We start from the raw sequence: 22,758 nt of genomic DNA on the forward strand, positions 1-22,758 counted from the left end.
CCGCCGCGCCCACCGCGCCGGCGCCGGACCGGCGCGCGCAAATTATTTCGGCGATCGCGTTTTCGTTTGTGGCGCTGGTCGGCGTGTTGATCGTGTTGTATGCATGGCGGCTGCCGCCGTTCAGCACCGCCATTGTCTCCACCGAGAACGCGCTGGTGCGCGGCCAGGTCACGCTGATCGGTACCCAGCTGCCCGGCTACGTGGTCGACGTGCGGGTGCAGGATTTTCAGCAGGTGAAGCAGGGCGATTTGCTGGTGCTGATCGACGACCGCATCTACCAGCAGCGCTACGAACAGGCGCAGGCGCAGCTGGCGGCGCAGAAGGCCGCGCTGGCCAACTGGGAGCAGGCGCGCCGCACGGCGGAAGCGGGCGTGGCGCTGAACCAGGCCACGGTGGCCAACGCGGAAGCGCAGGCCGCCAAGTCGGTGGCTGATTTGAGTCGCGTGAATTCGCTGGCGGCGGATGGCTCGCTGTCCTTGCGCGAGCAGGATTCGTCCAAGGCCGCCAAGGTGCAGACGGCGGCGGCGGTGCAGCAGGCGCGCGCCAGCCTGGAGATCGCCAGGCAGCAGGTGCAGACGGTGGTGGTCAACAAGCTGTCGCTGGAGGCGGCGGTGGCGAATGCGTCGGCGGCGCTGAAGTCGGCCAAGGTGGACCTGGATAACACTCGCATCACGGCGCCGGAGGACGGCCAACTGGGCCAGGTCACGGTGCGCAAGGGCGCCTACGTCAACACCGGCGCGCAGCTGATGGGATTGGTGCCGCGCCAGCTGTGGGTGATCGCCAACCTGAAGGAGACGCAGATGAACGGTGTGCAGGTCGGCCAGAGCGCCACCTTCAAGGTCGATGCGCTGGACGGCGCGCTGCTGACCGGCCAGGTGGAGCGGATTTCGCCGGCCACCGGTTCGGAATTCAGCGTGCTGCCGGCCGATAACGCGACCGGCAATTACGTCAAGATCGCGCAGCGCATACCGGTGCGCATACGCATCGATCCCGGCCAGGCCAAGGCGCGCCGGCTGGCGCCGGGGATGTCGGTGGTGGTGAGCATCGACACGTCGGCGGAGCTGAACGATGCGAACGCCGCGCCGGCCAAGACCGCCGGGGCCAAGCCATGAAAGGCTATGCAGCATCCGAGCGCCGGTCCGGCGCGCGGCGGCTTGCTCCACTGGCCGCCGCCTTGGCCGGGAAGGGCTCGCTGGCGTTGGCGCTGTTGATCGGCGGCTGTGCGGCCAAGGCGCCGCCCGCACCCGCTTCGAGCTTGCAGACGCCGTCCGCCTGGCGCACCGCCGCCGAGACGGCGCAAGGCGCGGCGGTCGAAGCGCAATGGTGGCAAGCCTTCGGCGATCCGGCACTGAGCGCGCTGGTGGCCGCCGCGCTGGAGCACAACGGCGACTTGCGCATCGCGCGCGCCCGCGTGGCGCAGTACCGCGCGCTGGTGGGCGTGGCAGCAGCAGGGCAGAAGGCAAACGTCTTCGTCGACACCGCGCCGACCCGCACGCGCCAGCTGGCCTACAACGGCGTGCCTTACGTCACCAATGTCTACCAGGCCGAGTTCCAGGCCAGTTATGAAGTCGACGTGTGGGGCCGCCTGGCCGCGCTGACCGACGCCGCCACCGCGACCTATCAGGCGGAGCAGGCCAACGCCGATGCCGCCGCGTTGTCGATCGCCGCCACCGTGGCCTCGGGCTACCTGAACCTGCGCGGCCTCGATGCCCAGCTGGCGCTGACCGAAGCCACGCTGAAGCTGCGCGAGGAATCGCGCGACCTGGCCAGGCGCCAGTTCGACGTCGGCTACAGCTCGCGGCTGGAATGGCTGCAAGCGCAGGCCGAATACCAGACCACCGCCGAGCAGGTTCCGCAACTGAAACGCTCCATCTTTGAACAGGAGAACGCGCTGTCCATCCTCACCGGCGGTAATCCCGGCCCGGTCGCGCGCGGGCTGGAGCTGGTGCAGCTGTCCGCGCCGGCGGTGCCGGCGGGGCTGCCGTCCGAACTGCTGCGACGCCGGCCGGACATCGCGCGCGCCGAATTCAACCTGGTGGCGGTCAACGCCAATCTGGCGGCCACGCGCGACCAGCTGCTGCCGTCGTTCAAGCTGACGATGGTGGGTGGGGTGCAGAATCTGAAGTGGCACGATTTCATCAACGCGCCGACCGCGCTGTGGCGGCTGACCGGCGCCGTGGCCGCGCCGGTGTTCGAGGGCGACCGCGTGCAGCACCAGACCGACGCCGTGGCGGCGCAGCGCGATCAATCGATCTACGCGTATGAAAACGCGGTGCGCACCGCATTCGCCGAAACCGACAACAGCCTGGGTGCGCTGGCGCGCCTGAAGGAACAGGCGGTGCAGAACGACGCGCGCCGCGCGACGGCGGCTGAAACGCTGCGCATCGCGCACAACCGCTATCGCAACGGCTACGCCTCGTATCTGGAAGAGCTGGACGCCCAGCGCACGCTGTACAACGCCGACGTCGGCCGCCTGCAGCTGAAGACGCGCATGCTGGTGGCGTCGGTGGACTTGTATCGCGCCATGGGCGGTGGCTGGGAGCACTAGCGGTTACGTTACTTGGTGCGTTCTTCTATTATGGTTGATATAATGAAATATTTCCAGTTGGAATTTTTTAATGTTAAATACTGAAAATCCTTTAATTAGTCCGATATTTTACTGGACTGCCTTTTTACTCCTGGTGATTACGTTTGTAACGGCTATTTGGGCTTTCGTATACTGGTGGAAAAAGAATAAATATACTCGTGAAAAATTTGCGTTTTTGGGTGGGGTTGCTCTTTTTTCGATGATCTCACTATTTTTGGCGCAACTTTATCAAGGATTATCACTAATTGCCATTGTTGTGAACGTGATTCTAGCTTTGGTGAAATTTTTGGGGTGGGAAGATGTTTTGGGGTTAAATGGCGTCAGCTATTCATCTGGAAAGTTATCCAATTTTGAAACTATTGCATGTCTAGTTTCGATATTTTTTATGGGAAATTGGTACATTAAGATCTTTACTAATTGGGATGGCCAAAAAAGTAAATCTCAAAATGAGCAGGAGCGTTACAACACGGCACCTAGTATTTTTTATGACGTTTCTTTGCTTTTATCTCTTGATAAGAAAAAACGAGAAAAGTTAGAGCCCCAGAATGAGGCGGTGGAAAGACATGTTTCCCTCTTGGAATTGGTGGAGGATAATCGTGCTTGGCATGAATTTGCAAAACATTTAATTTTATTGAACCGCAGGCAATATGCATTTGATGATAGCTATGATCATTTGCATAAATGTTGGTGGGGAATCGACTCAAATATTAATGCGTTGATTTGTTTGGTTTGTGTGGATGATTTTGATGATAATAATTCCTCTGCCTTGGTTTTGTACGCAAAAAAAGTAATGTTGGCCCGTGGTGTTTCTGGCGTGTTTGAAATCGTAGTGGCGTATAAAGGCGAAGAGAAAGAATATAAATCAGCAGAAGGTCACGATTATTCCATAACATTTGTCAGCGAGCAAAAACTTTTAGATGATTTAGTGGATTTTTCTTATTATTTTGCTGATATAAAAAAGCGAGTAATGTTGGATTTTCTTCCTGATAGCACAGTCAGTATAGGAAATGTTTATTCTCCCTCTAACTTTAGATTGACTAAGGATTCGGAAGGCGATGATGGTGATTTGGAAAGTTTTATTAGGGACTGGCTCTCGGAAAATAGTGTTCGACAACTTTCGCTGCTCGGAGAGTATGGTCAAGGGAAAAGCACTATTTCATTAATGCTTAGTTATAAATTAATTAATGAAATTCATAAACATGGTTCTGGTCGTATTCCTATTCTTGTAGAGCTGCGTGGGAAAAGTCCAAGGAGCCTTTCGCCGGAAGAGCTTCTTGCTACCTGGGCGTTTCGATATAGGATTGACGTCCAAGGTCTGTTGCAGTTATTGATTGCAGGAAGGATTTTGTTAATATTTGAAGGTTTTGATGAAATTGATTTGACCGGGGATACAGATATTCGATTAAATCATTTTAGAACGTTGTGGCAACTTAGTTATCCTAATTCAAAGATATTAATCACTGGACGCCCAAATTTCTTCTTGGATGAAAGCGAACGAAAACGCGCGCTAGGGATTGAAACCGCTCACCCTACAAGGCCTTATTGTCAAGCAGTTTTTTTGGCGCCGTTCAATATTCAGCAAATAGAAAATAGCCTCAGAAGTGTTGATGAAATAACTAGAAATGAGATTATATCGTTGGCGTTGAGAGATCAAAAATTCAAAGAAATAATCTCTAGGCCTTCGTTGTTGTTTATCGTTTCGACGCTTTGGAAGAGAGAAAAACTGTCTGAGAAAAGTGAGAGGATAAGTTCTGCCTTTGTGATGGAATTGTTTATTCGACACAGCTATCGGCGCCAAGGAGCAAAGCAAACTGAGAAGAATTTTATGGCCTTGAACTCGGCAGAGCGTGCTTATTTTATGACCGGTATTGCAGTTTTCATGGGTACGGTCGGGCACTCAAACCAAATATCGTCGGCACAACTTGATTTGGCTATTGAGGCCTTAGCTACTTCAATGCCAGATGACGTTTCCTTAAGTGCGGGAGCAATGGCAAATGAAATCAGACTGCCGTTAACAAAGAGCCATCCTGATAGATTTGATTGGGAGAATAGTAGTGCGGAAATATTTGAGCATATAAAAACTGACGTCCGGGCTTGCGGAATATTAGTAACTGATTTAAGTAAAGATGGAACCTTTAAGTTTGCTCATAAATCATTTATGGAGTTCCTTCAGGCTGAAGTAATTAGTAATATGTTTTCATCTGAAACCTCGGAAAGATTGATTGCGGTATCGTTAATTAAGTCGTGGGATGGGAAATCTTTAATTACAAACAATTCTCCTGAAACGATGTTTTTCTTGGTGGAGCTCTTAAGGGATAAGGTTAAGTCTAGTTACTCAAAGAGCTCAGATGAGCTTGTTTCGAGAATACTTTTTGATATAGTTGTTCTCGATAGTTTTTCTGATGATTCGGTTACAAGAATGAAGAGAGTAATATTGGGAATGGGTTTGGTTCTGTTTGGGCTGGTTCCGAAATTTAAAGGTGTGCGCGCTTTATCGATGTCAATTTCTGTATTTGAGCCGTTTGTTCAAATTAATTTTTGGGGAATGCTGCTTTCTATACTGTTTGCAACATTTTTAGCAAAACTTACTACAAAAACAGAAGTAAGTTTGATGGGTGTTACGCTTTCTATTTTTGTTAGCTTTCTAGGCGGTGTGCTAGCGATGTTTATATATTTCAAGGCAAAGCCAAAAAGTGCATTTGCAATGTTTAATAGGAAATCGAAGGTTAGTGCATTGGAGCATTGGTTTGATTTATGCAACAAATCTGGAATTGATATTTCTATCCTGCGAAATGTCTTAGGCGGAAAGTTAACTAAACTTTTTGAATTGAGGGGGAGAACCTCTAGCAATAAATAATTATTTTAAAGTTAATGTTGTTATATTATTTCATCGATAATTTCTGGATCGAAGAAGGTTTTGAGTAAATATTAACTATGCCACTCATCGGGTAACGTCAGTGGAATCTGATTAAGCCGAATAATTACTTATTCGGTCACAGTGGCGGCGTAATTGTTATGCGTGGTGAGGCTTCGGGCAAGTTTCCGCTGTTGTCGGTGCGGCTTTCACCGCAGCAGCAACCCTCTATGGATGACGTTGACTATCGTGTCCAGTGATGGTTGACATAACACGGTTAATTTCAGGGCTGAGGATGCTCAGCTCGTCTGTGACGTGCAGCGAGCTGATACTTCCTGCTACTAGCTTATCGTATTGGTTGATCGGGTTATTTGGTCGGCCGGTGATGCTTGCTCCCCCCCAACCATCTTAATTACCTTTGTTTGTTGGCGCTGTAATGGCTACAGCGTTTTGTTGGCGTGTCGTGTTCTAGAAGACGTCGGCAGGTCGCAGGAGCTATTATTGGTACCATCTATTTATTAAAAACGCCATGATGCACGCTGCAGGTGATACGATCTGAGTGGCGAGTATGCATGGCGTTTTCTGCAGGATGAATGCTGCAGTGAAGCTACTGAAGCTAGATTTTATTTCACCGGGATGCACAGCTCCGCTTCGAACACGCCGGTGGCCGGGTCCATCGCATAGTCGGCTGGATAGCGCTCGAAGCAGGGGCCGCCATCGACCTTGCCTTCGGCCTGCAACTGGCCGAAGAACTCGCCCCATGCCGCAGGCACCTGGTCGCCGGTGCCCTTGAACTTGGCGACGGCGTAGCGGCCGGCAGGCAGGGTGGCTTCCTTCGCCGGCTCCTTGATCGGATAGACGTCCAATACTGCGACGCAGGCGTCGTAGCGGCACTCCTCCGGCGGCGTGGTGCTCGGGTCGTCCTGCGCCACGCCGTAGGTTACCTTGCCGACCAGGCCCATGGCCTTTTGCCATGGAGTGAACACTTCCTGCCAGAACTCGCCGATCGGCGCGCCGAACGGCCCCTTGTAGCGCAGGTAGGCTACGCGTGTTGCCGGTATATCCTTGACTTCATATTCCATGATGATCTCCTCGCTCATTGGCTGCTCATTGGCTATCTTAGTGGCCGCCGCCGGCGATCTTGCGCAGTGGCGGCGCGGTTTCTTCGGGGGCCGGCGCCGGCGTGCGGCGCACTTTGCCCATCAGGCGTTGCAGCAGGTGTTCCAGGTCGTCGATGTAGGTGAACACGGCCGGTATCACCAGCAGGCTCAGCAGCGTCGACGTGATCAGGCCGCCGATCACCGTGATCGCCATCGGTGAGCGGAAGCTCGGATCGGCTCCCCAGCCCAGTGCCAGCGGCATCATGCCGGCGCCCATCGCGATGGTGGTCATCAAGATGGGACGGCTACGCTTGTGGCAGGCATCGACCAGGGCATCGAAACGGCTCATGCCTTCCTGACGCGCCAGAATAGCATAATCAACCAACAAGATTGAGTTCTTTGTAACGATCCCCATCAGCATGATCAGGCCGATCATCGACGGCATCGACAGCGCGCGGCCGGTGATCAGCAGCGCCACGAAGGCGCCGCCGATCGACAGCGGCAGCGCCGCCAGAATCGTCATCGGCTGCATGAAGTCCTTGAACAGCAACACCAGCACGCAGTAGATGCACAGCACACCGATCAGCATGGCGATGCCGAAGCTGGCGAACAGCGAGGCCATCTCCTGGGTGTCGCCCAGTTCGGCGATCTTCACCGATGGCGGCAGGTTCATCATGGTCGGCAGCGCGCGCGCTTCGGTGTTCACTTCGCCCAGCGAGCGCTTGCCCAGCTCCACTTCCAGCGTGACGTTGCGGCTGCGGTTGAGGCGATTGATCTGCGCCGGGCCGCTTTCCATCGTGATGGTGGCGACGGTGGCCAGCAGGACCGGGCCGTTCTTGCCCGGCACCGTCAGGCGGCCGATGGCTTCCAGGTCGGCGCGCACGGCGTCCGGCAGCTTGACGCGGATCGGCACCTGGCGTTCCGGCAGGTTCATCTTGGTCAGGTCGGTGTCGTAGTCGCCGGCGGTGGCCACGCGCACGGTCTGGCCGATCGACGACGCGGTCACGCCCAGGTCGGCGGCCTTGGCGAAGTCCGGCGTGACGATGATCTCCGGGCGCACCAGCGAGGCGCTGGAGCGCACGTTGCCGACGCCTTTGAGCGTGCGCATTTCGCGCTCCACTTTTTGCGCCGTCTCTTTCAGCGCGACCGGGTCTTCGCTGCGCAGCACCAGCTGCATCTTGACGCCGTTGTCCGGCGGTCCCACCTTGAAGCGGGGGCCGGGAATGGCGTTGAGCTTCTGGCGGATTTCGCCTTCCAGGTCGGCCATCGATTCCTTGCGGTCGTTGCGGTGCGCGGTGGTCAGCGTCAGCACGGCGCTGCGCGCTTCGGCCGCCGCACCAGGAGCGAAGGCGTCGCCGCTGGAGCCGCCGCCGATGGAGCTGAAGACCGCCTTGATGCCTTTGACTTCCATCGCGGCCTTGCGGGCGCGTTCGGCGATCACGCCGGTTTCGGCCAGCGTGGAACCGGGCGGCAGTTCCAGGTTGATCTGGGTCTGCGCGCGGTCGGCGGCCGGTACGAAGCCGGTCGGCAGCAGGCCCACCAGCATGATCGAGCCGACGAAGAACGCGGCCGAGGCCAGCCCCGTCACCAGGCGGTGCGTCAGGCACCAGCGCATCACGCGGATGTAGCGCGTCATGATCCAGCCGTCTTTTTCTTCCGCATGCGCGACCGGCTTGAGGATGTAGGCGGCCATCATCGGCGTCAGCAGACGGGCGACCACCAGCGACGCCAGCACCGCCACCACGGCGGTCCAGCCGAACTGCTTGAAGAACAGGCCGGGCACGCCGCCCATGAATGCGGTCGGCAGGAACACGGCGACCAGCGCGAAGGTGGTGGCGATCACCGCCATGCCGATTTCGTCGGCCGCTTCCATCGCCGCCTCCATCGGGGTTTTACCCATGCGCAGGTGGCGCGCGATGTTTTCGATTTCAACGATGGCGTCGTCCACCAGCACGCCCACCACCAGCGCCATCGACAGCAGGGTCACGGTGTTGAGCGTGTAGCCGAACAGGTACAGGCCGAGGAAGGCCGGCATCACCGACAGCGGCAGCGCGGCCGCCGCCACCAGCGTGGCGCGCCAGTCGCGCAGGAACCACCACACCACCAGCACGGCCAGGATGGCGCCTTCGTACAGCAACTCCATCGAGCCGGTGAAGTTCTCTTCGACCGGGAAGGCGTTGTCGATCACCGCTTTCAGTTCGACGCGCGGATTGGTGCGGCTCAGCTCCTCGACGGCGGCGCGGGCGCCCTTGGCGACCGCCAGTTCGCTGGCGCCCTTGGTGCGGAAGATTTCAAAGCCGATCACCGGCACGCCGTCCTGCAGCGCAATGGCGCGCGGCTCGGAGACGGTGTCGGTCACCGTGGCCACCTGGTCGAGGCGCACGCGGCGGCCGTCGGTCAGCGGCAGTTCGATGGCGGCCAGCGCGGCCGCGCTTTGCACGGTGGCGATGGTGCGCACCGATTGCTCGGCGCCGCTGACATCACCGCGTCCGCCCGGCGCTTCCTTCTGTACCAGGCGCAGTTGGCGCGACACGTCCAGCGCGGACACGCGCAGGGCGGCCATGCGGGCGTCGTCCAGCTCGACGCGGATCTCGCGCTTGACGCCGCCGACGCGCTTGACCGCGCCCACGCCGGGCACCGCCAGCAAACGCTTGGAGACGGCGTTGTCGACGAACCAGCTCAATTCCTGCTGGTCCATCTTCTCGCCGGGCGCCTTGGAGGCGGCGGCGGTGAAGGTCATGATCACGCGGCCGGCGGTGGAAGCCTTGGTCACGGTCGGGTCGCGCAGCTCGGCAGGCAGGTCGGCCTTGACGCGGGCCACGGCGTCGCGCACTTCGTTGACGGCGTCGGCGATCGGTTTTTCAAGGATGAATTCGACGGTGGTGGTGGACACGCCGTCCAGCACCGTGGTGGCGATGTTCTTCACGCCTTGCAGCGTGGCGACCGAGTCTTCGATCTTGCGGGCCACTTCGGTTTCCAGCTGGGCCGGCGCGCTGCCGTCCAGCGTGGCGCTGATGGTGACGATGGGCAGTTCGATGTCCGGGAAATCCTGCACCGGATTGGCCTTGAAGGCCATCATGCCGGCCAGCGTCAGCAACGCGAACAGCATGATCGCCGGGATCGGATTCTTGATCGATAGGGAGGAGAAATTCATGGCGTGTCCTTACTTCGCGGCCAGCTTGGCGGCCGGCGCGGTCTCGGCGACGTTGTGTACCAGGTCGCCGTCGTTCAGGAAGCCGGCGCCGCGCACCACCACTTGCGTGTCGGCGGTCAGGCCGCCCAGCACTTCGATGCGGTCGCCCAGGCGACGGCCCGGCTGCACCTTGATCTGGCTGACATGCTGGTCGGTATTGAGGCGGAACACGAAGCTGAAGCCATCGCGCACGACGATAGACTGCTGCGGCACCGTCATCGCGTCGGAGGTGCCCAGCTCGAACTGGCCGCTGGCGAACATGCCGGCCTTGAACGGCGCATCCTTGGAGGCGGCGCTGGACGGCAGGTCGACGTAGACCAGCGCGGAACGGGTCTGCGCGTCGACGGTCGGCGCGATCATGCGCACCTTGCCGGTCACTTCGCTGCCGTTGGCGGCCTTGACGACGGCGCCGGTGCCGGTCTTCAGGTTGCGCAGGTCGGAGGCCACCACTTCGGCGCGCCATTCAAGGCGGCCCTGGCGGATCATGCGGAACAGTTCCGTGCCGGGGCCGGAGACCGCGCCGACGGTGGCGCTGCGGGCCGAGATCACGCCGCTGTCCGGCGCCACCACCTTGGTGTATTTGAGGCGCAGCTGCTGGCTGGCCAACGCCGCCTTGGCCGAGGCGATGCGGGCGTTGGCGGTTTGTTCGGCCGTGGTGTACTGGCTGATCTGCTGCGCGCTCAGGGCGCCGGTGTTTTGCAGCGTGCGCGCACGGGCGGCGTTGGCGACGGCGTCGGCGGCGTTGGCTTCGGCTTCCTGCACGGCGGCCTTGGCCTGGGCCACGTCGGCGTTGACCGTATCGGCCGAGAACACCGCCAGCACGTCGCCGGCCTTGACGACGTCGCCGACGTTGACGCGCACTTCGGTCAGGCGCAAGCCGTTCGATTCGCTGCTGACGCTCGCTTCCTGCCAGGCGGCGACGTTGCCGTTGGCGGCCAGCTTGATCGGCAGGCGCGCGGCTGATGGTTTGGTGGTGGTGACGGTCAGCGCCGGCTTGGCGGTTTCCGCTTTCTTGTCGTCGGCGGCCTGCGTGGCGGACGGGTAGAACGCCATGCCGGCGCCGCCGATGACGAATACGGCCAGCAGTGCGTAGGCGACCGGTTTCAGATTGGTTTTCAGGTTTTTCATGATGGCTCTTATTGTGGGTTGGCGCTGGCGATGGCGGGGGCGCCGTCGGTCGGGGCGGTCCAGCCGCCGCCGGCGGCGCGGTACAGCGCTACCCAGGCGGCGCTGCGTTCGCGCTGCAGGTTGATGACGGTTTGTTCGGCGGACAGGCGGGTGCGGCGCGCGTCTTCCAGTTCGAACAGGCTGGCCAGCCCGTTCTTGTAGCGGTCTTCCACGGCGGTGAAGTTGACGCGGTAGCCTTGCAGCGCGGCCTGCGCATCGCCGGCGCGTTCGCCGGTGGCGTCCAGGTTGACCAGCGCCTGTTCCACTTCGCTCACGGCCTGGCGCACGGTGGCGCGGTAGCTGGAGACGGCGGCGTCGTAGCGGGCGCTGGCCGCGTCGACGTTGGCGCGGCGCTTGCCGGCGTCGAAGATCGGCAGCGACAGCGAGACCGGGCCGATGGTCCAGGTGTCGGTGCTGGTGTTGACGCCGCCGGCGCGGAAGTTACCGTAGCCGATGGAGCCGGACAAGGCCAGGCGCGGATAGCGCTGCGCCTGTGCGCTGCCGACATCGGCGCTGGCGGCGGTCACTTCGCGTTCGGCGGTGAAGACGTCGGGTCGCTGGCTCAAGGTGCGCGCCGGCAGTTCGGCGATGGCGATGGATGGCGCGCTGGCGGCGGCGCCGGCTGCTGCGGACGCGCCGGCGGCCAGCTTGCCGCGCAGCTCAGGTTCGTCGATGGCGGTCAGCGCCACCAGCGCCTTGACGTTGACGTCGCAGGCGGCGCGCTGGGTGATGTAGCGGTTGTTGCCGTCGGCCGCGCTGGCGCGTGCCAGCGCTAAACTGGCCGGCGACTGGAAGCCCGCCTTGGCGCTCAGCTCCGTCAGGCGCGCGGTGTCGCTGCGCGAGGCGGTGTCCTGCTTGGCCACGGCCAGCAGCTGCTCGCAGGCGCGCAGGCCGTAGTATTGGTTGGCCACTTCGGCCGCCACCGAGACGCGGGCGTCGTGCCAGCCGGCGTGGGCGCTGTCCAGGCGCGCTTGCGCCGCATCGCGCGCGGCGCGGTTGCCGCCGAACAGATCGATCTCCCACGAGGCCTGCAAGGCCGCCTGCGAGGTGGTCCCCATCGGCAGCGACGATTGCTGGTTGGAGCGGCTGGCGCTGACCGATGCGTCCAGCGACGGCGCCAGCGCGGCGCCCGCCGCCACGCGTTCGGCGCGCGACTGCGCGATGCGCGAGCCGGCCGTGGCGATGGTCGGGCTGACCGCCTGTGCCGATTCGATCAGCTGCACCAGCAGCGCGTCGGCCTGGCGGCTCCACCAGCTGGCCAGGTCGGCCTGGCTGCCATTGTGCGGCAGCGGCGCTTGCCACTGCTGCGGCGCCTGTGCGGCGACGTGCGGCGCGGGCGCCTGCGTGGCGCAGGCGCTGAGCGACGCGACGACGGCCAGCGCCGCCGCCCGTAAGAATATCGTCATGCTTTTCCTTGTTTAAGTTTGGATTTCTCGGCCAGCACCATGGCTTCGGCAAAGCCGACCAGGTACTGTCCCCATGTGTCTATCGCTTCCGGCGCCAGCAGATGCGGCGTGATCGAGGCGATGATGTCGCGTCCGACCATGATCTGCACGGCCATGCCGGCCAAGGCGTAGGCCAGGCGGTGCACGTCGTCGGTGGGCTGCTCCAGGCCCAGGTGACGGCTGAGTGCGACCACCATCGCCTGATGCTCCGGCTTGATGTTGTTGTCGATTTCCTGCTGCCACAGCCCGGTCGGTTCCAGCATTTCCCGGTAAAACAGGCGCAGGAACAGTTGCGCATCCTCGCCTGCCAGCAGCGGCGCCAGCATCTGCCGGTAGTAGCCCTCCAGCGTTTGTCGCAGCGTGAAATGCGGCTGGGCGAACAGCGCGATATTGTCCGGCTCCGGCTGGCACATGAAGCTGAAGCAGGCCTGGTACAGCCCCGCCTTGTCGCCGAAGTAGTAGCTGATCGCGGCGACGTTGGCGTTGGCCGCCTGGGCGATCTCGCGGGTCGAGGTTTTGGAAAAGCCCTGCGCGGCGAACAGGCGCATGGCCGCGTGCAGCAGCCGCTCGCGCGACTGCTCGCCGTCCGAACGTGGCTTGCGGCCGTCGTCGGCGGGCTGGCTGGTATCGATGGAAGTGGGTTTAGCGTTCATGGGCGGCATTACAACACATAATTTAAACGATTGATATAACTAAATCAGTTGTTTAATTTATTTATGAACAAACGCTAACCTCCGCTTACAACCGATACATGGCAGTCGTTTGAGGCGCAGCAATATTGCGTTATAAAGTAAATATATTTTTCGACAGGAGCGCCGCCATGAACTTCTACCGCTGGATCGCCGTGGCCGCCGTGGCCTCCGCCGCCGCCTCCGTCATGGCGGCCGAGCCGCTGACGCCCGAGCAGGCCGCCGCCCATGTGCTGAACCGCATCGGCTACGGTCCCAAGCCGGGCGACATCGAGCGGGTGACGCAGATGGGCGTGCAGCGCTACATCGATACGCAACTCGCGGCCGGTGCGCCGCTGCCGCCGGCATTGAGCGCGCGCCTGGCCAGCCTGGACGCGGTGCAGCAACCGGCCGGCGTGGTGATGCGGCGCTTCCTGGAAGTGCGCGCGATGGCGAAGGACGAGTCGGATGGCGACAAGGCCAAGCGCCGCGAAGTGGTCACCGCCATCGCGCAGCAGACGGCGGAGGCGCGCATCGCCCGCGCGGTCGACAGCCCGAACCAGCTGGAAGAGGTGATGGTCGATTTCTGGTTCAATCATTTCAACGTCTTCGCCGGCAAGGGCGTCGACCGCGCGCTGATCGCCAGCTACGAGCGCGACGCGATCCGTCCTTACGCGCTGGGGAATTTCCGCGACCTGCTGGGCGCCACCGCGCACCATCCGGCCATGCTGTACTACCTGGACAACTGGGTCTCGACCGCCAATGGCTATATCCCTCGCGGGAAAAAGCAGGGCGGCCAGAAGGCCAAGAGCAGCGGGCTGAATGAAAACTATGCGCGCGAGCTGATGGAGCTGCACACCATGGGCGTCGACAGCGGCTACACGCAGAAGGACGTCACCGAACTGGCGCGCATGCTGACCGGCTGGACCTACGACAACCGCGAACTGGTGGCGCGCAACCGCACCTTCACCTTCGACGCCGCGCGCCACGACCGCGACGACAAGGTCTGGCTGGGCCGCCGCATCAAGGCCGGCGGCCAGGAGGAGGGCGAGTACGCGCTGGACGTGCTGGCGATGCTGCCGGCCACCGCGCATCACCTGAGCTTCCAGCTGGCGCAGTACTTCGTGCAGGATCAGCCGCCGCCGGCTCTCGTTGACCGCATGACGAAGAGCTACATCGACAGCAAGGGCGACATCCGCAGCGTATTGCGCACCCTGTTCGCCAGCGCCGAGTTCATGGCGCCGGAAGCGGTGGGCGCCAAGTTCAAGACGCCGTATCAATACGTGATCTCGGCGGCGCGCGCCAGCGACACGGCGCCGTCGGACATCAAGCAGACGCTGGGCGTGCTGACCCGCCTCGGCATGCCGCTGTACGGCTGCCAGACGCCGGACGGTTATAAGAACACGCAGGACGCCTGGCTCAATCCCGATGCGTTGAGCCGCCGTATCGCCTTCGCCACCCAGCTGGCGCCGGCGCTGGACGTGCAGGCCTTGCAGGCGACGCTGGCCGGTTCGATCTCGGCCAGGACGCAGGGCGTGATCGCCGGCAGTCCGCCGCCGCTGCGCGCAGCCATGCTGCTGGGCAGTCCCGATTTCATGCAGCGCTAATCACCGTCTGGAGACCATCATGCAACGCAGAGACTTCCTCAACACGCTGGCCGCCGGCGCCGGACTGGTGATACCGCTGGGCCGCCATGCCTGGGCCGCGACGGCCGCCACGCCGAATGCCGACGCCACCGGCCGCAAGCTGATCGTGGTGATGCTGCGCGGCGCGGTGGACGGCTTGAACCTGGTGGCGCCGGTGGCCGACGCCAACTACGCGCGCCTGCGACCGACCATCGCGCTGGCCAAGCCGGGCGACGACAACGGCGCGTTGAATCTCGACGGTTACTTCGGCCTGCATCCGGCGCTGGCGCCGCTGCTGCCGTTGTGGGAGCAAAAGAAGCTGGCCTTTGTCCACGCCAGCGGTTCGCCGGACGCCACCCGTTCGCACTTCGACGCGCAGGACTACATGGAATCGGCCACGCCCGGCGTCAAGAGCACGGCGGACGGCTGGATGAACCGGCTGGTGGCGACGCTGCCCGGCGCCACCACACCGACGCGCGCGCTGAGCATAGGCCCGGTCATGCCGCGCATCCTGTCGGGCCGCGCGGCGGCGGTCAACCTGGCCAACGGCGCGGCCGGCACCAAGGCCAATGTGCTGGACCGGCCGGCGGTGAGCAAGGCCTTCGACCAGCTGTATGCGGACAACGCGCGCTTCGGCGCCGCCTACCAGCAGGGCCAGGACGCGCACAAGGAAGTGATGGACGCGGCGGCCGGCAAGATGGTCGGCGGCGGCATGGGCGGCATGGGTGGCGGGATGTCGGCTGAAATGCAGGCGGCAAACGGCGGCGCGCCTTTGCCGAACGGCTTCCCCGACGACGCCGCGCGGCTGGCGGCGCTGATGCGCAACGATCCGAACATCCAGCTGGCCTTCGTGGCGCTGGGCGGCTGGGACACGCACGCCAGCCAGGGCGCGGCGCGCGGCCAGCTGGCCAACCGCTTGCAGCCGCTGGGGCAGGGCCTGGCGGTGCTGGCGCAGCGACTGGGGCCGCTGTTCGAGCAGACCACCATCGTGGTGATGTCGGAGTTCGGCCGCACCGCGCGCGAGAACGGCAACGGCGGCACCGATCATGGGCATGGCAATGTGATGTGGGTGCTGGGTGGAGGCGTCAACGGCGGCAAGGTGCTGGGCGACTGGCGCGGCGTCGGCGACGCCGAGTTGAACGAGGGCCGCGACCTGCCGGTGACGACCGACTTCCGCACCGTGCTGGCGACGATCGCCGAGCGTCATCTGCGCTTGAGCGACAAGCAGCTGGTGCAGGTGTTCCCGTCGCTGCCGCGCGGCGCCAGGCTCGATCTGCTGCGCGCTTAAAAACTGACGCACCAAAAAAAACGCCCGCTACCTTGACGGTGCGGGCTGAATTCCAATGTTCAGCGAACGGTTGGAGGAGACAGTTCCAACTATATGCCTGTTCATGCTGCGGTGCAATACCGTAGAACTACGGTGTCGAAGCTTCTACAGTATAAAAAAGTCAAACTTTATGCGGCAGAGCCAGCGTGAACGTGCTGCCCTGGCCGAAATCGCTCTTGAAGAACAGCGAGCCGCCGATCAGGTTGGCGAGGTTCTGGCACAGGTACAGGCCCAGGCCCGCGCCTTCCGCATGCCGGGTCGAGGTGGAGTCCAGCTGCGAGAAGGCCTGGAACAGCTTGGCCTGGTCTTCCTCGCGGATGCCGGCGCCGCTGTCGGCCACGGCGAATTCGATCAGGTTGCGGCCTTCGCCCTGGCGCTTCGCCAGCGTGACCCGGACCTTGCCGGTCTCGGTGAACTTGATCGCGTTGTTGGCCAGGTTGAGCAGGATCTGCGTCAGCGCGCGGCGGTCGGTTTCCAGCACGATGGCTTCGTCGGCCAGCTCCACTTCCAGCTCCAGTCCCTTTTGCGCCGCCAATGGGCGCAGCGTGTCGGCCACGTCGTTGACCAGCTGCTGGCACTGCACGGTCTCCAGCTCCAGCGTGACCTTGCCGGCTTCGATCTTGGCCACGTCCAGGATGTCGTTGATCAGCGAGAGCAGGTGGCGCGCGCTGGTGCGGATGGTGTTGAGCTGCTTGTCCTGGTCCGGCGTCAGCGGGCCGGGGAGCTTCATCAGCAGCGCGCCGGTGAAGCCGATGATGGCGTTGAGCGGCGTGCGCAGCTCGTGCGACATGTTGGCGATGAAGGCCGATTTCATCCGGCTCGCTTCGGCCAGCTCCAGGTTCTTCAGCGCGATTTCGCGGTTGATGGTTTCCAGCTCGCCGGCATGGTGCGCCAGCCGCATATTCAGTTCGATCACCTGGCGTTCGCGCGCCTGCAGCTCGCTGTTGACCTGCACCGCCTGTTCGTAGGTGGAGATCAGCAGGTCGAGGATCTGCTGGCGCTCGGCGTTGATGAAGTGCTTCTGGTCGCCCAGGTACAGGGCGATGCCGATCTCCATGTTCTGGTTCTTGCGCAGCTTCTGGTTCATCAGCATGTGGCCGATGCGGTTCAGCAGGTAGTCTTCGGCGTAGGGCTTGCGGATGAAATTGTCGGCGCCGCATTCGATGCCGCGGATGATGTCCTTCGGGTCCATCAGCGACGTCACCAGGATCACCGGGATTTCGCGCAGTTCGGGGTCGGCCTTGATGGTGCGGCACAGCGTGTAGCCGTCCATCTCCGGCATCACGATATCGGACAGCACCAGGTGTGGCTTGCGCTCGCGGATCGCATCCAGCGCCAGCTGGCCGTTGCCGGCCACGCGGGCGCCATAACGCATCGACTGGATCAGGCGGCGCAGGCGCTCGGCCTGGGTCGGGCTGTCTTCTACGATGAGGATTTCGATTTCGTCGGGCTGAATTTCGTAGCTGGTGTCCACTGACCACCCTCCTGGATGCGTATATTGGCTGTTGTGACTATATCGGATTTAATCCTTCAGGGGGGACTTTCCTGCCCTTGGAAGCCGCCGGCGCGCCAGGTCAGCACCAGCGTATCGCGGTGGCCGTGCTCTCCCAGCGGCTGGATCGGCGTCGATTCGTGGATCACGGCGGCGTCGTCCAGCAGCAGCATGGTCCACGGCTCGGTCATGGTGAAGCGCTTGCCGCTCGGCCCATCGGCTTCAAAAATGCGAGTCTCTCCACCCTTGATCTGTTCGCGGCCGATCAGCAGCACGGCGACGAAATCGACGCCGTCGCGGTGCGCGCCTTCCGGCGTCGGCCGGCCGATGCCGTCGGTGGTGTCGATGCGGAACTGGTGCGCCTCGACGTACCACGGGTCGCTGCTGCGGCGCGCTGCGCTGCACAGTTGGCCGATGCCGCGCACCAGCGCCTGCCACGCGGGCTGCGCCACGGTGGCCGGTTGCATCGGTTCGAACAGGCGGTTCATGCCGCCGTGCAGGGCGTTGTATTCCAGCGGCTGCCAGTGGGCGCGGTGCGCAGTTTGCGTCAGCTCGGCGCCGTTCTGCACGAAGCAGGAATGGCGCCGGCGCCGATAGCGGCCGCCGTCCTTCAGGTAGTTGTCCAGTTCCAGCGCGTCCCAGCTGGGGATCAGCGCGTTCAGCGTGGCCAGCGGCACGCCGGCCAGCGCCGCCACGTCCTGCGGCGGCATGACCGCGTAGCCGTCCTTGCGCAACGCGTCGGCGACGTGCAGCGGATGGGTGAAGATCGGATTGGAAGTCGTCATCGGCTCTCTCAGCTGGCGGACATCAGGCTGGAACGCAGCGCGTCCAGTTGCTGCTTCATGCCGACCACTTCATCCAGCGTGCACTTGGTCGCCTGCAGGATGGACGGCGGCAGCTTGGCCGCCTCGTGGCGCAGCGCGTCGCCGCGCGGCGTCAGCGTGATGATGACCTGGCGCTCGTCGCTGGCGGCGCGGGTGCGGGTCAGCAGCTCGGCCGCCTCCATGCGCTTGAGCAGCGGCGTCAAGGTGGCCGAATCGAGGAACAGGCGCTCGCCCACCTCCGACACGGTCAGCTCGTTTTTCTCCCACAGCACCATCATCACCAGGTACTGCGAGTAGGTCAGGCCGAGGCCGCGCAGCAGTTTGCGGTACAACTTGCTCATCGCCAGCGAGGTCGAATACAGCGCAAAGCATAGCTGGCCGTCCAGCTGCGGCACGGCGGAAAGGGCGGGGTGTGTTTTGGTATCCATGTGCACAGTATAGGTAGTGCACTATACAATTGCAAGCTAGCCGAGAAAAAATGTTTTGCGGGAAAATTCCGTCGGCGGTTATCATCTATCATGCTAGCGATAGAGACCAATCCCAGGGAGTAGTGGCGGATGAACATCAAAAAGGCCATCGTGCTGGTCGTTGACGAGGCGCCGGACAACCTGATCTTGATGCATGGGCTGCTGCAAGACCAGTACGAGGTCAAGCTGGCCAACAATGGCGCCGCCGCGCTGGCCGTCATGCAGCAGGTGCCGCGTCCGCATCTGGTGGTGCTGGACACGGCGCTGCCGGACATGGACGGCTATAGCGTGTGCCAGCAGCTCAAGTCCAGCCCGGACACGGCCGACATTCCCGTCATCTTCCTGCAAGGCCAGGCCGACGAGGGGCGCGCCATGCTGGAAGGCGGCGCCGATGTCGTGCTGAAACCCATCGTCGGCGAGGTGCTGCGCGCGCGGGTCGACACCCAGCTGCAACTGCGCCACTCGCGCGAACTGCTCAAGCAGCAGCGCAACCTGCTGGAGCACGTGGTCGAGGAAGTCACGGCGGAACTGAGCCAGATGCTCGACGCGATGATCTGGGCGCTGGCCTCGCTGGCCGAAACGCGCGAATACGAAACCGCCAACCACCTGCGCCGCGTGCAGCATTACGTCGCCGCGCTGGGGCGCCAGCTGCAATCGCACAAGCGCTTCGAGGAGGAGCTGAGCGAGGCCAATATCAAGTCGCTGTTCAAGGCCGCGCCGCTGCACGACATCGGCAAGGTTTCGATTCCGGACGCTATCCTGCTCAAGCCGGACCGCCTGACGGACGAGGAATTCGCCGTCATGAAGCTGCACACCGTGTACGGGCGCGACGCCATCGTCAACGTCGAGCACCACCTGGGCTACACCAACACCTTCCTGCGCTACGCGCGCGAGATCACCTGGTCGCACCAGGAGAAGTACGACGGCTCCGGCTATCCGCAAGGCCTGGTGGGCGACGCGATCCCGATGTCGGCGCGGCTGATGGCGGTGGCCGACGTCTACGATGCGCTGATCTCCAAGCGGGTCTACAAGCCGGCCTTTACCCACGAGACGGCGATGGAGATGATACGGCAGGGCAGCGGCGAGCATTTCGATCCCGACGTGGTCGACGCCATGCTGACCATCGAGGAAGAATTCATGGCCATCGCCGAGCGTTACAGCGACCACGCGCCGGGCGCCGCGGCGCCGGATATCGCGAGCTAGAGACCACGCCATATGAAACGATCGCGCGGCTACCTGGCGTTCTTTCTTGGCATATTCCTCACTGCCGCGACCTGCTATTTCGTGGTCGTGACGCAGCGCCAGCAGGTGCAGGCGAACTTCCAGCGCGATGCCGACAAGGTGGCGCGCGACGCCGAGGTGCGGCTGCAAACCTATTTCGACGTGCTGCTCGGTATCAAGGGCATGTACGCGCTGGAAGACCGCATCGACCGCTTGCGCTTTCACCGCTTCGTGGCGGAGCTCAGGCTGGACCGGCGCTATCCCGGCTTCCAGGCGATCCAGTTCGTGCGGGTGGTGCCGGATGCGCAGCTGGCCGCGTTCAGCGCCGCCGTCAAGGGCGATACCGCCATCGAGGCCGGCGGCTATCCGGATTTCAAGGTGCACCCGGCCAGCGCCCGCAGCCAGCACTACATCATCGAATACACCGAGCCGCTGAAGGGCAACGAGAACGCCTTCGGCCTGGACCTGGGCGCGCTGCCGCCGCACCTGAAGGCGCTGGAGCTGGGCCGCGACACCGGCGAGATCGTCGCCACCGAGCGCATCACGCTGGTGCAGGACGCCAGCGGCCAGCCGGGCTTCGTGGCGCGCGCGCCGCTCTACCGCGCCGGCCTGCCCTTGCAGACGGCCGAGCAGCGGCAGGCCGCGCTGTTCGGCTTTGTCGCCATCGTTTTCCGCGTCAACACGCTGATGCGCGAGGTGATCGATGCGCCGTTGCTGGAGCATATGCGGGTGCGCATCGACGACGACGGCTACTACGACAGCAAGGACAGCCAGCCGGCCGGCGCCGACGCGCTGCTGTACGACAGCGCCACCCTGGCCGCGATCCGCCAGCCGCGCGGCGTTCCGCTGGACGGGCTGTCGTCGCAGAAGGCGCTGATGGTGGGGCAGCGCCGCTGGCAGTTGCGCGTTGAAGGATATGCCGGCGCGCGCTACAGCAGTGCGCCGTTGCCGGTGCTGCTGATCGGCGTGGTTGGGCTGATCATCAGCGCTCTGATCGCGGCCTTGCTGGTGTCGACCCGGCGCGTGATCGACGCCAAACACGGACTGGAATACAGCCTGGCCGAACTGGAACGGCAGAAGAGCAATGTGGAGCAGGCGCGCAGCGATCTGTCGGTGGTGGCGGAAACGCTGAAGCAGGCGCAGACCAATCTGCTGACGTCGGAGAAGATGGCGTCGCTGGGCGCGCTGGTGGCCGGCGTGGCGCACGAACTGAATACGCCGATCGGCAACAGCCTGCTGACCGCCAGCGCCCTGAGCGACATGGTGCGCGATTTCGAGCGGCGCCTGGCCACCGACGGCGGCCTGAAACGCTCGGTGCTGGAGGCGCACCTGGGCGACGCCCGCAAGGCCTGCGACATCATGGGCAGCTCGCTGACGCGGGCGGCGGACCTGATCACCTCCTTCAAGCAGGTGGCGGTGGACCAGGCCAGCGGCCAGCGGCGCCGCTTCCGGCTCGACGAGGTGGTGCACGATACGTTGGCCACTTATGCGGCGCAGCTGCGGCGCTGCGGGTGCGAGGTGCGCGTCGACGTGCCGCCGGGGCTGGAGTTCGATTCCTATCCGGGCAGCTTGAGCCAGGTGCTGAGCAATTTGATCGGCAACGCGCTGCTGCACGGCTTCGACGGCCGCGATAGCGGCGCCATCGTCATCGAGGCGTTGCGCGAGGAGGTCGATACGGTGAAGCTGACCTTCGCCGACAACGGCGTCGGCATGTCGGCCAGCACGCTGCACAAGGTCTTCGATCCCTTCTTCACCACCAAGATGGGGCAGGGTGGTTCAGGGCTGGGGATGAATATCGTTTATAACATTGTCACCGGCATGCTGCGCGGGACCATACGGGTCGAATCGGAGCCCGGCAGGGGCACCACCGTCACGCTGGTGCTGCCGATGCGGGCGCCGGAGGGCGCGCCTCCCGATCCGGCGCTGCCGCTCTAGCGTTCAGCTGTAGCGGCGGCGCAGCAGTTCCAGCATCGCCACGTTCAGCTCCCAGGCGTTGGAGATTTCCTTCTGCGTGTAGGGCAGCGTTTGCGTGTACGGCACCGGGCCGAATTCCGGCGTCAGCGTCATGCGCGGTGCGCCGGCGGCGCGGCGCAGTCGTATCACTTCATCCCACCACGACAGGTGCGCCTCCAGCGCGGCCTGCGATTCCGGCGCGCGGAAGTCGGCCACCTGCGGCCCTTGCGGGTGGCCGACGCGGGCGTGGATGTGGCGCACGTGCGGCAGCGTCGCGGCCAGCGTGTGCGGCTGGTCTTCCAGCAGCGATTCGCAGGCGCAGCACCAGTGCGAGAGGTCGGCCGTCAGTTGCAGCTCCGGCATCTGCTGCAGGTAGGGCAGCAGCAGCATCGGGTGGCCGCTGAAACGGCTGCGGTGGATTTCGTGCACGATGGGCACGCCGTGCTGGCGCGAGATGGCGGCCGCCAGTTCCAGCAGTTCGAGGTTCTGCGCCGGCGTGAAGTAGTCCTTGCCGGTGTGCGAGTTGACGTGCAGCGGCCGGGCGGCGCAGGCGTTGTGCAGCAGCTCGGCCAGCGCCGCGCGGTGCGGCTCGAAGGTCGGGTGGAACACGGTCTCCCATTGGGCGGCAATCAGTCCCAGGCCGGCGGCGGCGATGCGGCCGGTCCAGTCCTCGCGGGCGGCGGCGTCCAGCGGCAGCGACATTTCGATGCCGTCGAAGCCTGCTTGCTTGACGCGGTCGATGAACACTTGCGGCGCCAGTTCGTTGTTGCCCCAGTGGGCGGCGAAAATTTGAATTTGCATAGTTGTCGTTAGCCTGTCGCTCCCGCGCAGGCGG

At 62.8% G+C, this 22,758-nt stretch carries 16 protein-coding genes; 7 read left to right on the forward strand and 9 right to left on the reverse strand.

The genetic code is table 11. The features are described from left to right. The 3 genes from V6M89_RS26315 to V6M89_RS26325 form a co-directional block, all read left to right on the forward strand. Positions 1–1,112: HlyD family secretion protein (locus V6M89_RS26315; protein WP_332855976.1), on the forward strand; the 1,112-nt coding region annotated here is incomplete at its 5' end. After that, positions 1,109–2,548 (forward strand): efflux transporter outer membrane subunit, encoded by a 1,440-nt coding sequence (locus V6M89_RS26320; RefSeq protein ID WP_332855977.1) that lies wholly within the window; start codon positions 1,109–1,111, stop codon positions 2,546–2,548. The genes V6M89_RS26315 and V6M89_RS26320, both read left to right, overlap by 4 nt. 70 nt (positions 2,549–2,618) lie before the next feature. Continuing rightward, on the forward strand, positions 2,619–5,444 hold the full coding sequence (locus V6M89_RS26325) for an NACHT domain-containing protein (protein ID WP_332855978.1): 2,826 nt from the start codon (positions 2,619–2,621) through the stop codon (positions 5,442–5,444). A gap of 620 nt (positions 5,445–6,064) precedes the next feature. Here V6M89_RS26325 and V6M89_RS26330 read toward each other — a convergent pair. The 5 genes from V6M89_RS26330 to V6M89_RS26350 are packed head-to-tail and all read right to left on the reverse strand — an operon-like array spanning position 6,065 to position 12,999. After that, the gene (locus V6M89_RS26330) at positions 6,065–6,523 is read right to left on the reverse strand and encodes an AraC family transcriptional regulator (protein ID WP_332855979.1); all 459 of its coding nucleotides are present in this window, start codon (positions 6,521–6,523) and stop codon (positions 6,065–6,067) included. Positions 6,524–6,560: 37 nt separating this feature from the next. Beyond that, positions 6,561–9,695, reverse strand: a complete 3,135-nt coding sequence (locus tag V6M89_RS26335; RefSeq protein WP_332855980.1) for an efflux RND transporter permease subunit — start codon at positions 9,693–9,695, stop codon at positions 6,561–6,563. A gap of 9 nt (positions 9,696–9,704) precedes the next feature. Further along, entirely contained in the window at positions 9,705–10,862 is a 1,158-nt protein-coding gene (locus V6M89_RS26340) for an efflux RND transporter periplasmic adaptor subunit (protein WP_332855981.1), read from the reverse strand. 8 nt (positions 10,863–10,870) lie between these two features. Next, entirely contained in the window at positions 10,871–12,307 is a 1,437-nt protein-coding gene (locus V6M89_RS26345; protein ID WP_332855982.1) for an efflux transporter outer membrane subunit, read from the reverse strand. Further along, positions 12,304–12,999 (reverse strand): CerR family C-terminal domain-containing protein, encoded by a 696-nt coding sequence (locus V6M89_RS26350; protein WP_332855983.1) that lies wholly within the window; start codon positions 12,997–12,999, stop codon positions 12,304–12,306. Before V6M89_RS26350 ends, V6M89_RS26345 begins: the two co-directional genes overlap by 4 nt. Positions 13,000–13,166: 167 nt before the next feature. On the opposite strand from V6M89_RS26350, the gene V6M89_RS26355 reads away from it, so the two are divergent. Together V6M89_RS26355 and V6M89_RS26360 are read left to right on the forward strand one after the other, a co-directional pair. Beyond that, positions 13,167–14,621, forward strand: coding sequence for a DUF1800 domain-containing protein (locus V6M89_RS26355; protein ID WP_332855984.1), 1,455 nt, complete (start codon positions 13,167–13,169; stop codon positions 14,619–14,621). Between the two features lie 19 nt (positions 14,622–14,640). Next, a complete protein-coding gene (locus V6M89_RS26360) occupies positions 14,641–15,927 on the forward strand; it encodes a DUF1501 domain-containing protein (RefSeq protein WP_332855985.1) in 1,287 nt (428 codons plus the stop codon). A gap of 160 nt (positions 15,928–16,087) precedes the next feature. Here the strand turns inward: V6M89_RS26360 and V6M89_RS26365 are convergent, their stop codons facing one another. Genes V6M89_RS26365 through V6M89_RS26375 form a run of 3 tightly spaced genes read right to left on the reverse strand, consistent with a single transcriptional unit; the run spans position 16,088 to position 18,710 of the window. Beyond that, positions 16,088–17,440, reverse strand: coding sequence for a hybrid sensor histidine kinase/response regulator (locus V6M89_RS26365; protein ID WP_332855986.1), 1,353 nt, complete (start codon positions 17,438–17,440; stop codon positions 16,088–16,090). 56 nt (positions 17,441–17,496) lie between these two features. Further along, the gene (locus tag V6M89_RS26370; protein ID WP_332855987.1) at positions 17,497–18,243 is read right to left on the reverse strand and encodes a 2OG-Fe dioxygenase family protein; all 747 of its coding nucleotides are present in this window, start codon (positions 18,241–18,243) and stop codon (positions 17,497–17,499) included. 8 nt (positions 18,244–18,251) lie between these two features. Beyond that, positions 18,252–18,710: a MarR family winged helix-turn-helix transcriptional regulator gene (locus tag V6M89_RS26375; protein ID WP_332855988.1), complete on the reverse strand. Its 459-nt coding sequence runs from the start codon at positions 18,708–18,710 to the stop codon at positions 18,252–18,254. A gap of 129 nt (positions 18,711–18,839) precedes the next feature. On the opposite strand from V6M89_RS26375, the gene V6M89_RS26380 reads away from it, so the two are divergent. Continuing rightward, on the forward strand, positions 18,840–19,952 hold the full coding sequence (locus V6M89_RS26380; protein WP_332855989.1) for an HD domain-containing phosphohydrolase: 1,113 nt from the start codon (positions 18,840–18,842) through the stop codon (positions 19,950–19,952). A 12-nt stretch (positions 19,953–19,964) separates the two neighbouring features. Beyond that, entirely contained in the window at positions 19,965–21,905 is a 1,941-nt protein-coding gene (locus V6M89_RS26385; protein ID WP_332855990.1) for a CHASE domain-containing protein, read from the forward strand. Between the two features lie 3 nt (positions 21,906–21,908). Here V6M89_RS26385 and V6M89_RS26390 read toward each other — a convergent pair whose 3' ends face one another. Then, complete coding sequence (locus V6M89_RS26390) at positions 21,909–22,724, reverse strand: TIM barrel protein (RefSeq protein WP_332855991.1); 816 nt, start codon at positions 22,722–22,724, stop codon at positions 21,909–21,911. Positions 22,725–22,758 lie beyond the last annotated feature (34 nt).

The sequence above is a fragment of the Duganella sp. S19_KUP01_CR8 genome (assembly GCF_036688705.1).
Lineage (GTDB): Bacteria > Pseudomonadota > Gammaproteobacteria > Burkholderiales > Burkholderiaceae_D > Rugamonas.

What these genes read in the sequence shown, in the direction of transcription:
- V6M89_RS26375 (WP_332855988.1), bottom strand. Translation starts at nt 18,710, where the DNA reads ATGGATACCAAAACACACCCCGCCCTTTCCGCCGTGCCGCAGCTGGAC.
- V6M89_RS26360 (WP_332855985.1), top strand. Translation starts at nt 14,641, where the DNA reads ATGCAACGCAGAGACTTCCTCAACACGCTGGCCGCCGGCGCCGGACTG.
- V6M89_RS26385 (WP_332855990.1), top strand. Translation starts at nt 19,965, where the DNA reads ATGAAACGATCGCGCGGCTACCTGGCGTTCTTTCTTGGCATATTCCTC.
- V6M89_RS26380 (WP_332855989.1), top strand. Translation starts at nt 18,840, where the DNA reads ATGAACATCAAAAAGGCCATCGTGCTGGTCGTTGACGAGGCGCCGGAC.
- V6M89_RS26390 (WP_332855991.1), bottom strand. Translation starts at nt 22,724, where the DNA reads ATGCAAATTCAAATTTTCGCCGCCCACTGGGGCAACAACGAACTGGCG.
- V6M89_RS26330 (WP_332855979.1), bottom strand. Translation starts at nt 6,523, where the DNA reads ATGGAATATGAAGTCAAGGATATACCGGCAACACGCGTAGCCTACCTG.
- V6M89_RS26345 (WP_332855982.1), bottom strand. Translation starts at nt 12,307, where the DNA reads ATGACGATATTCTTACGGGCGGCGGCGCTGGCCGTCGTCGCGTCGCTC.
- V6M89_RS26325 (WP_332855978.1), top strand. Translation starts at nt 2,619, where the DNA reads ATGTTAAATACTGAAAATCCTTTAATTAGTCCGATATTTTACTGGACT.
- V6M89_RS26335 (WP_332855980.1), bottom strand. Translation starts at nt 9,695, where the DNA reads ATGAATTTCTCCTCCCTATCGATCAAGAATCCGATCCCGGCGATCATG.
- V6M89_RS26320 (WP_332855977.1), top strand. Translation starts at nt 1,109, where the DNA reads ATGAAAGGCTATGCAGCATCCGAGCGCCGGTCCGGCGCGCGGCGGCTT.
- V6M89_RS26340 (WP_332855981.1), bottom strand. Translation starts at nt 10,862, where the DNA reads ATGAAAAACCTGAAAACCAATCTGAAACCGGTCGCCTACGCACTGCTG.
- V6M89_RS26355 (WP_332855984.1), top strand. Translation starts at nt 13,167, where the DNA reads ATGAACTTCTACCGCTGGATCGCCGTGGCCGCCGTGGCCTCCGCCGCC.
- V6M89_RS26370 (WP_332855987.1), bottom strand. Translation starts at nt 18,243, where the DNA reads ATGACGACTTCCAATCCGATCTTCACCCATCCGCTGCACGTCGCCGAC.
- V6M89_RS26350 (WP_332855983.1), bottom strand. Translation starts at nt 12,999, where the DNA reads ATGAACGCTAAACCCACTTCCATCGATACCAGCCAGCCCGCCGACGAC.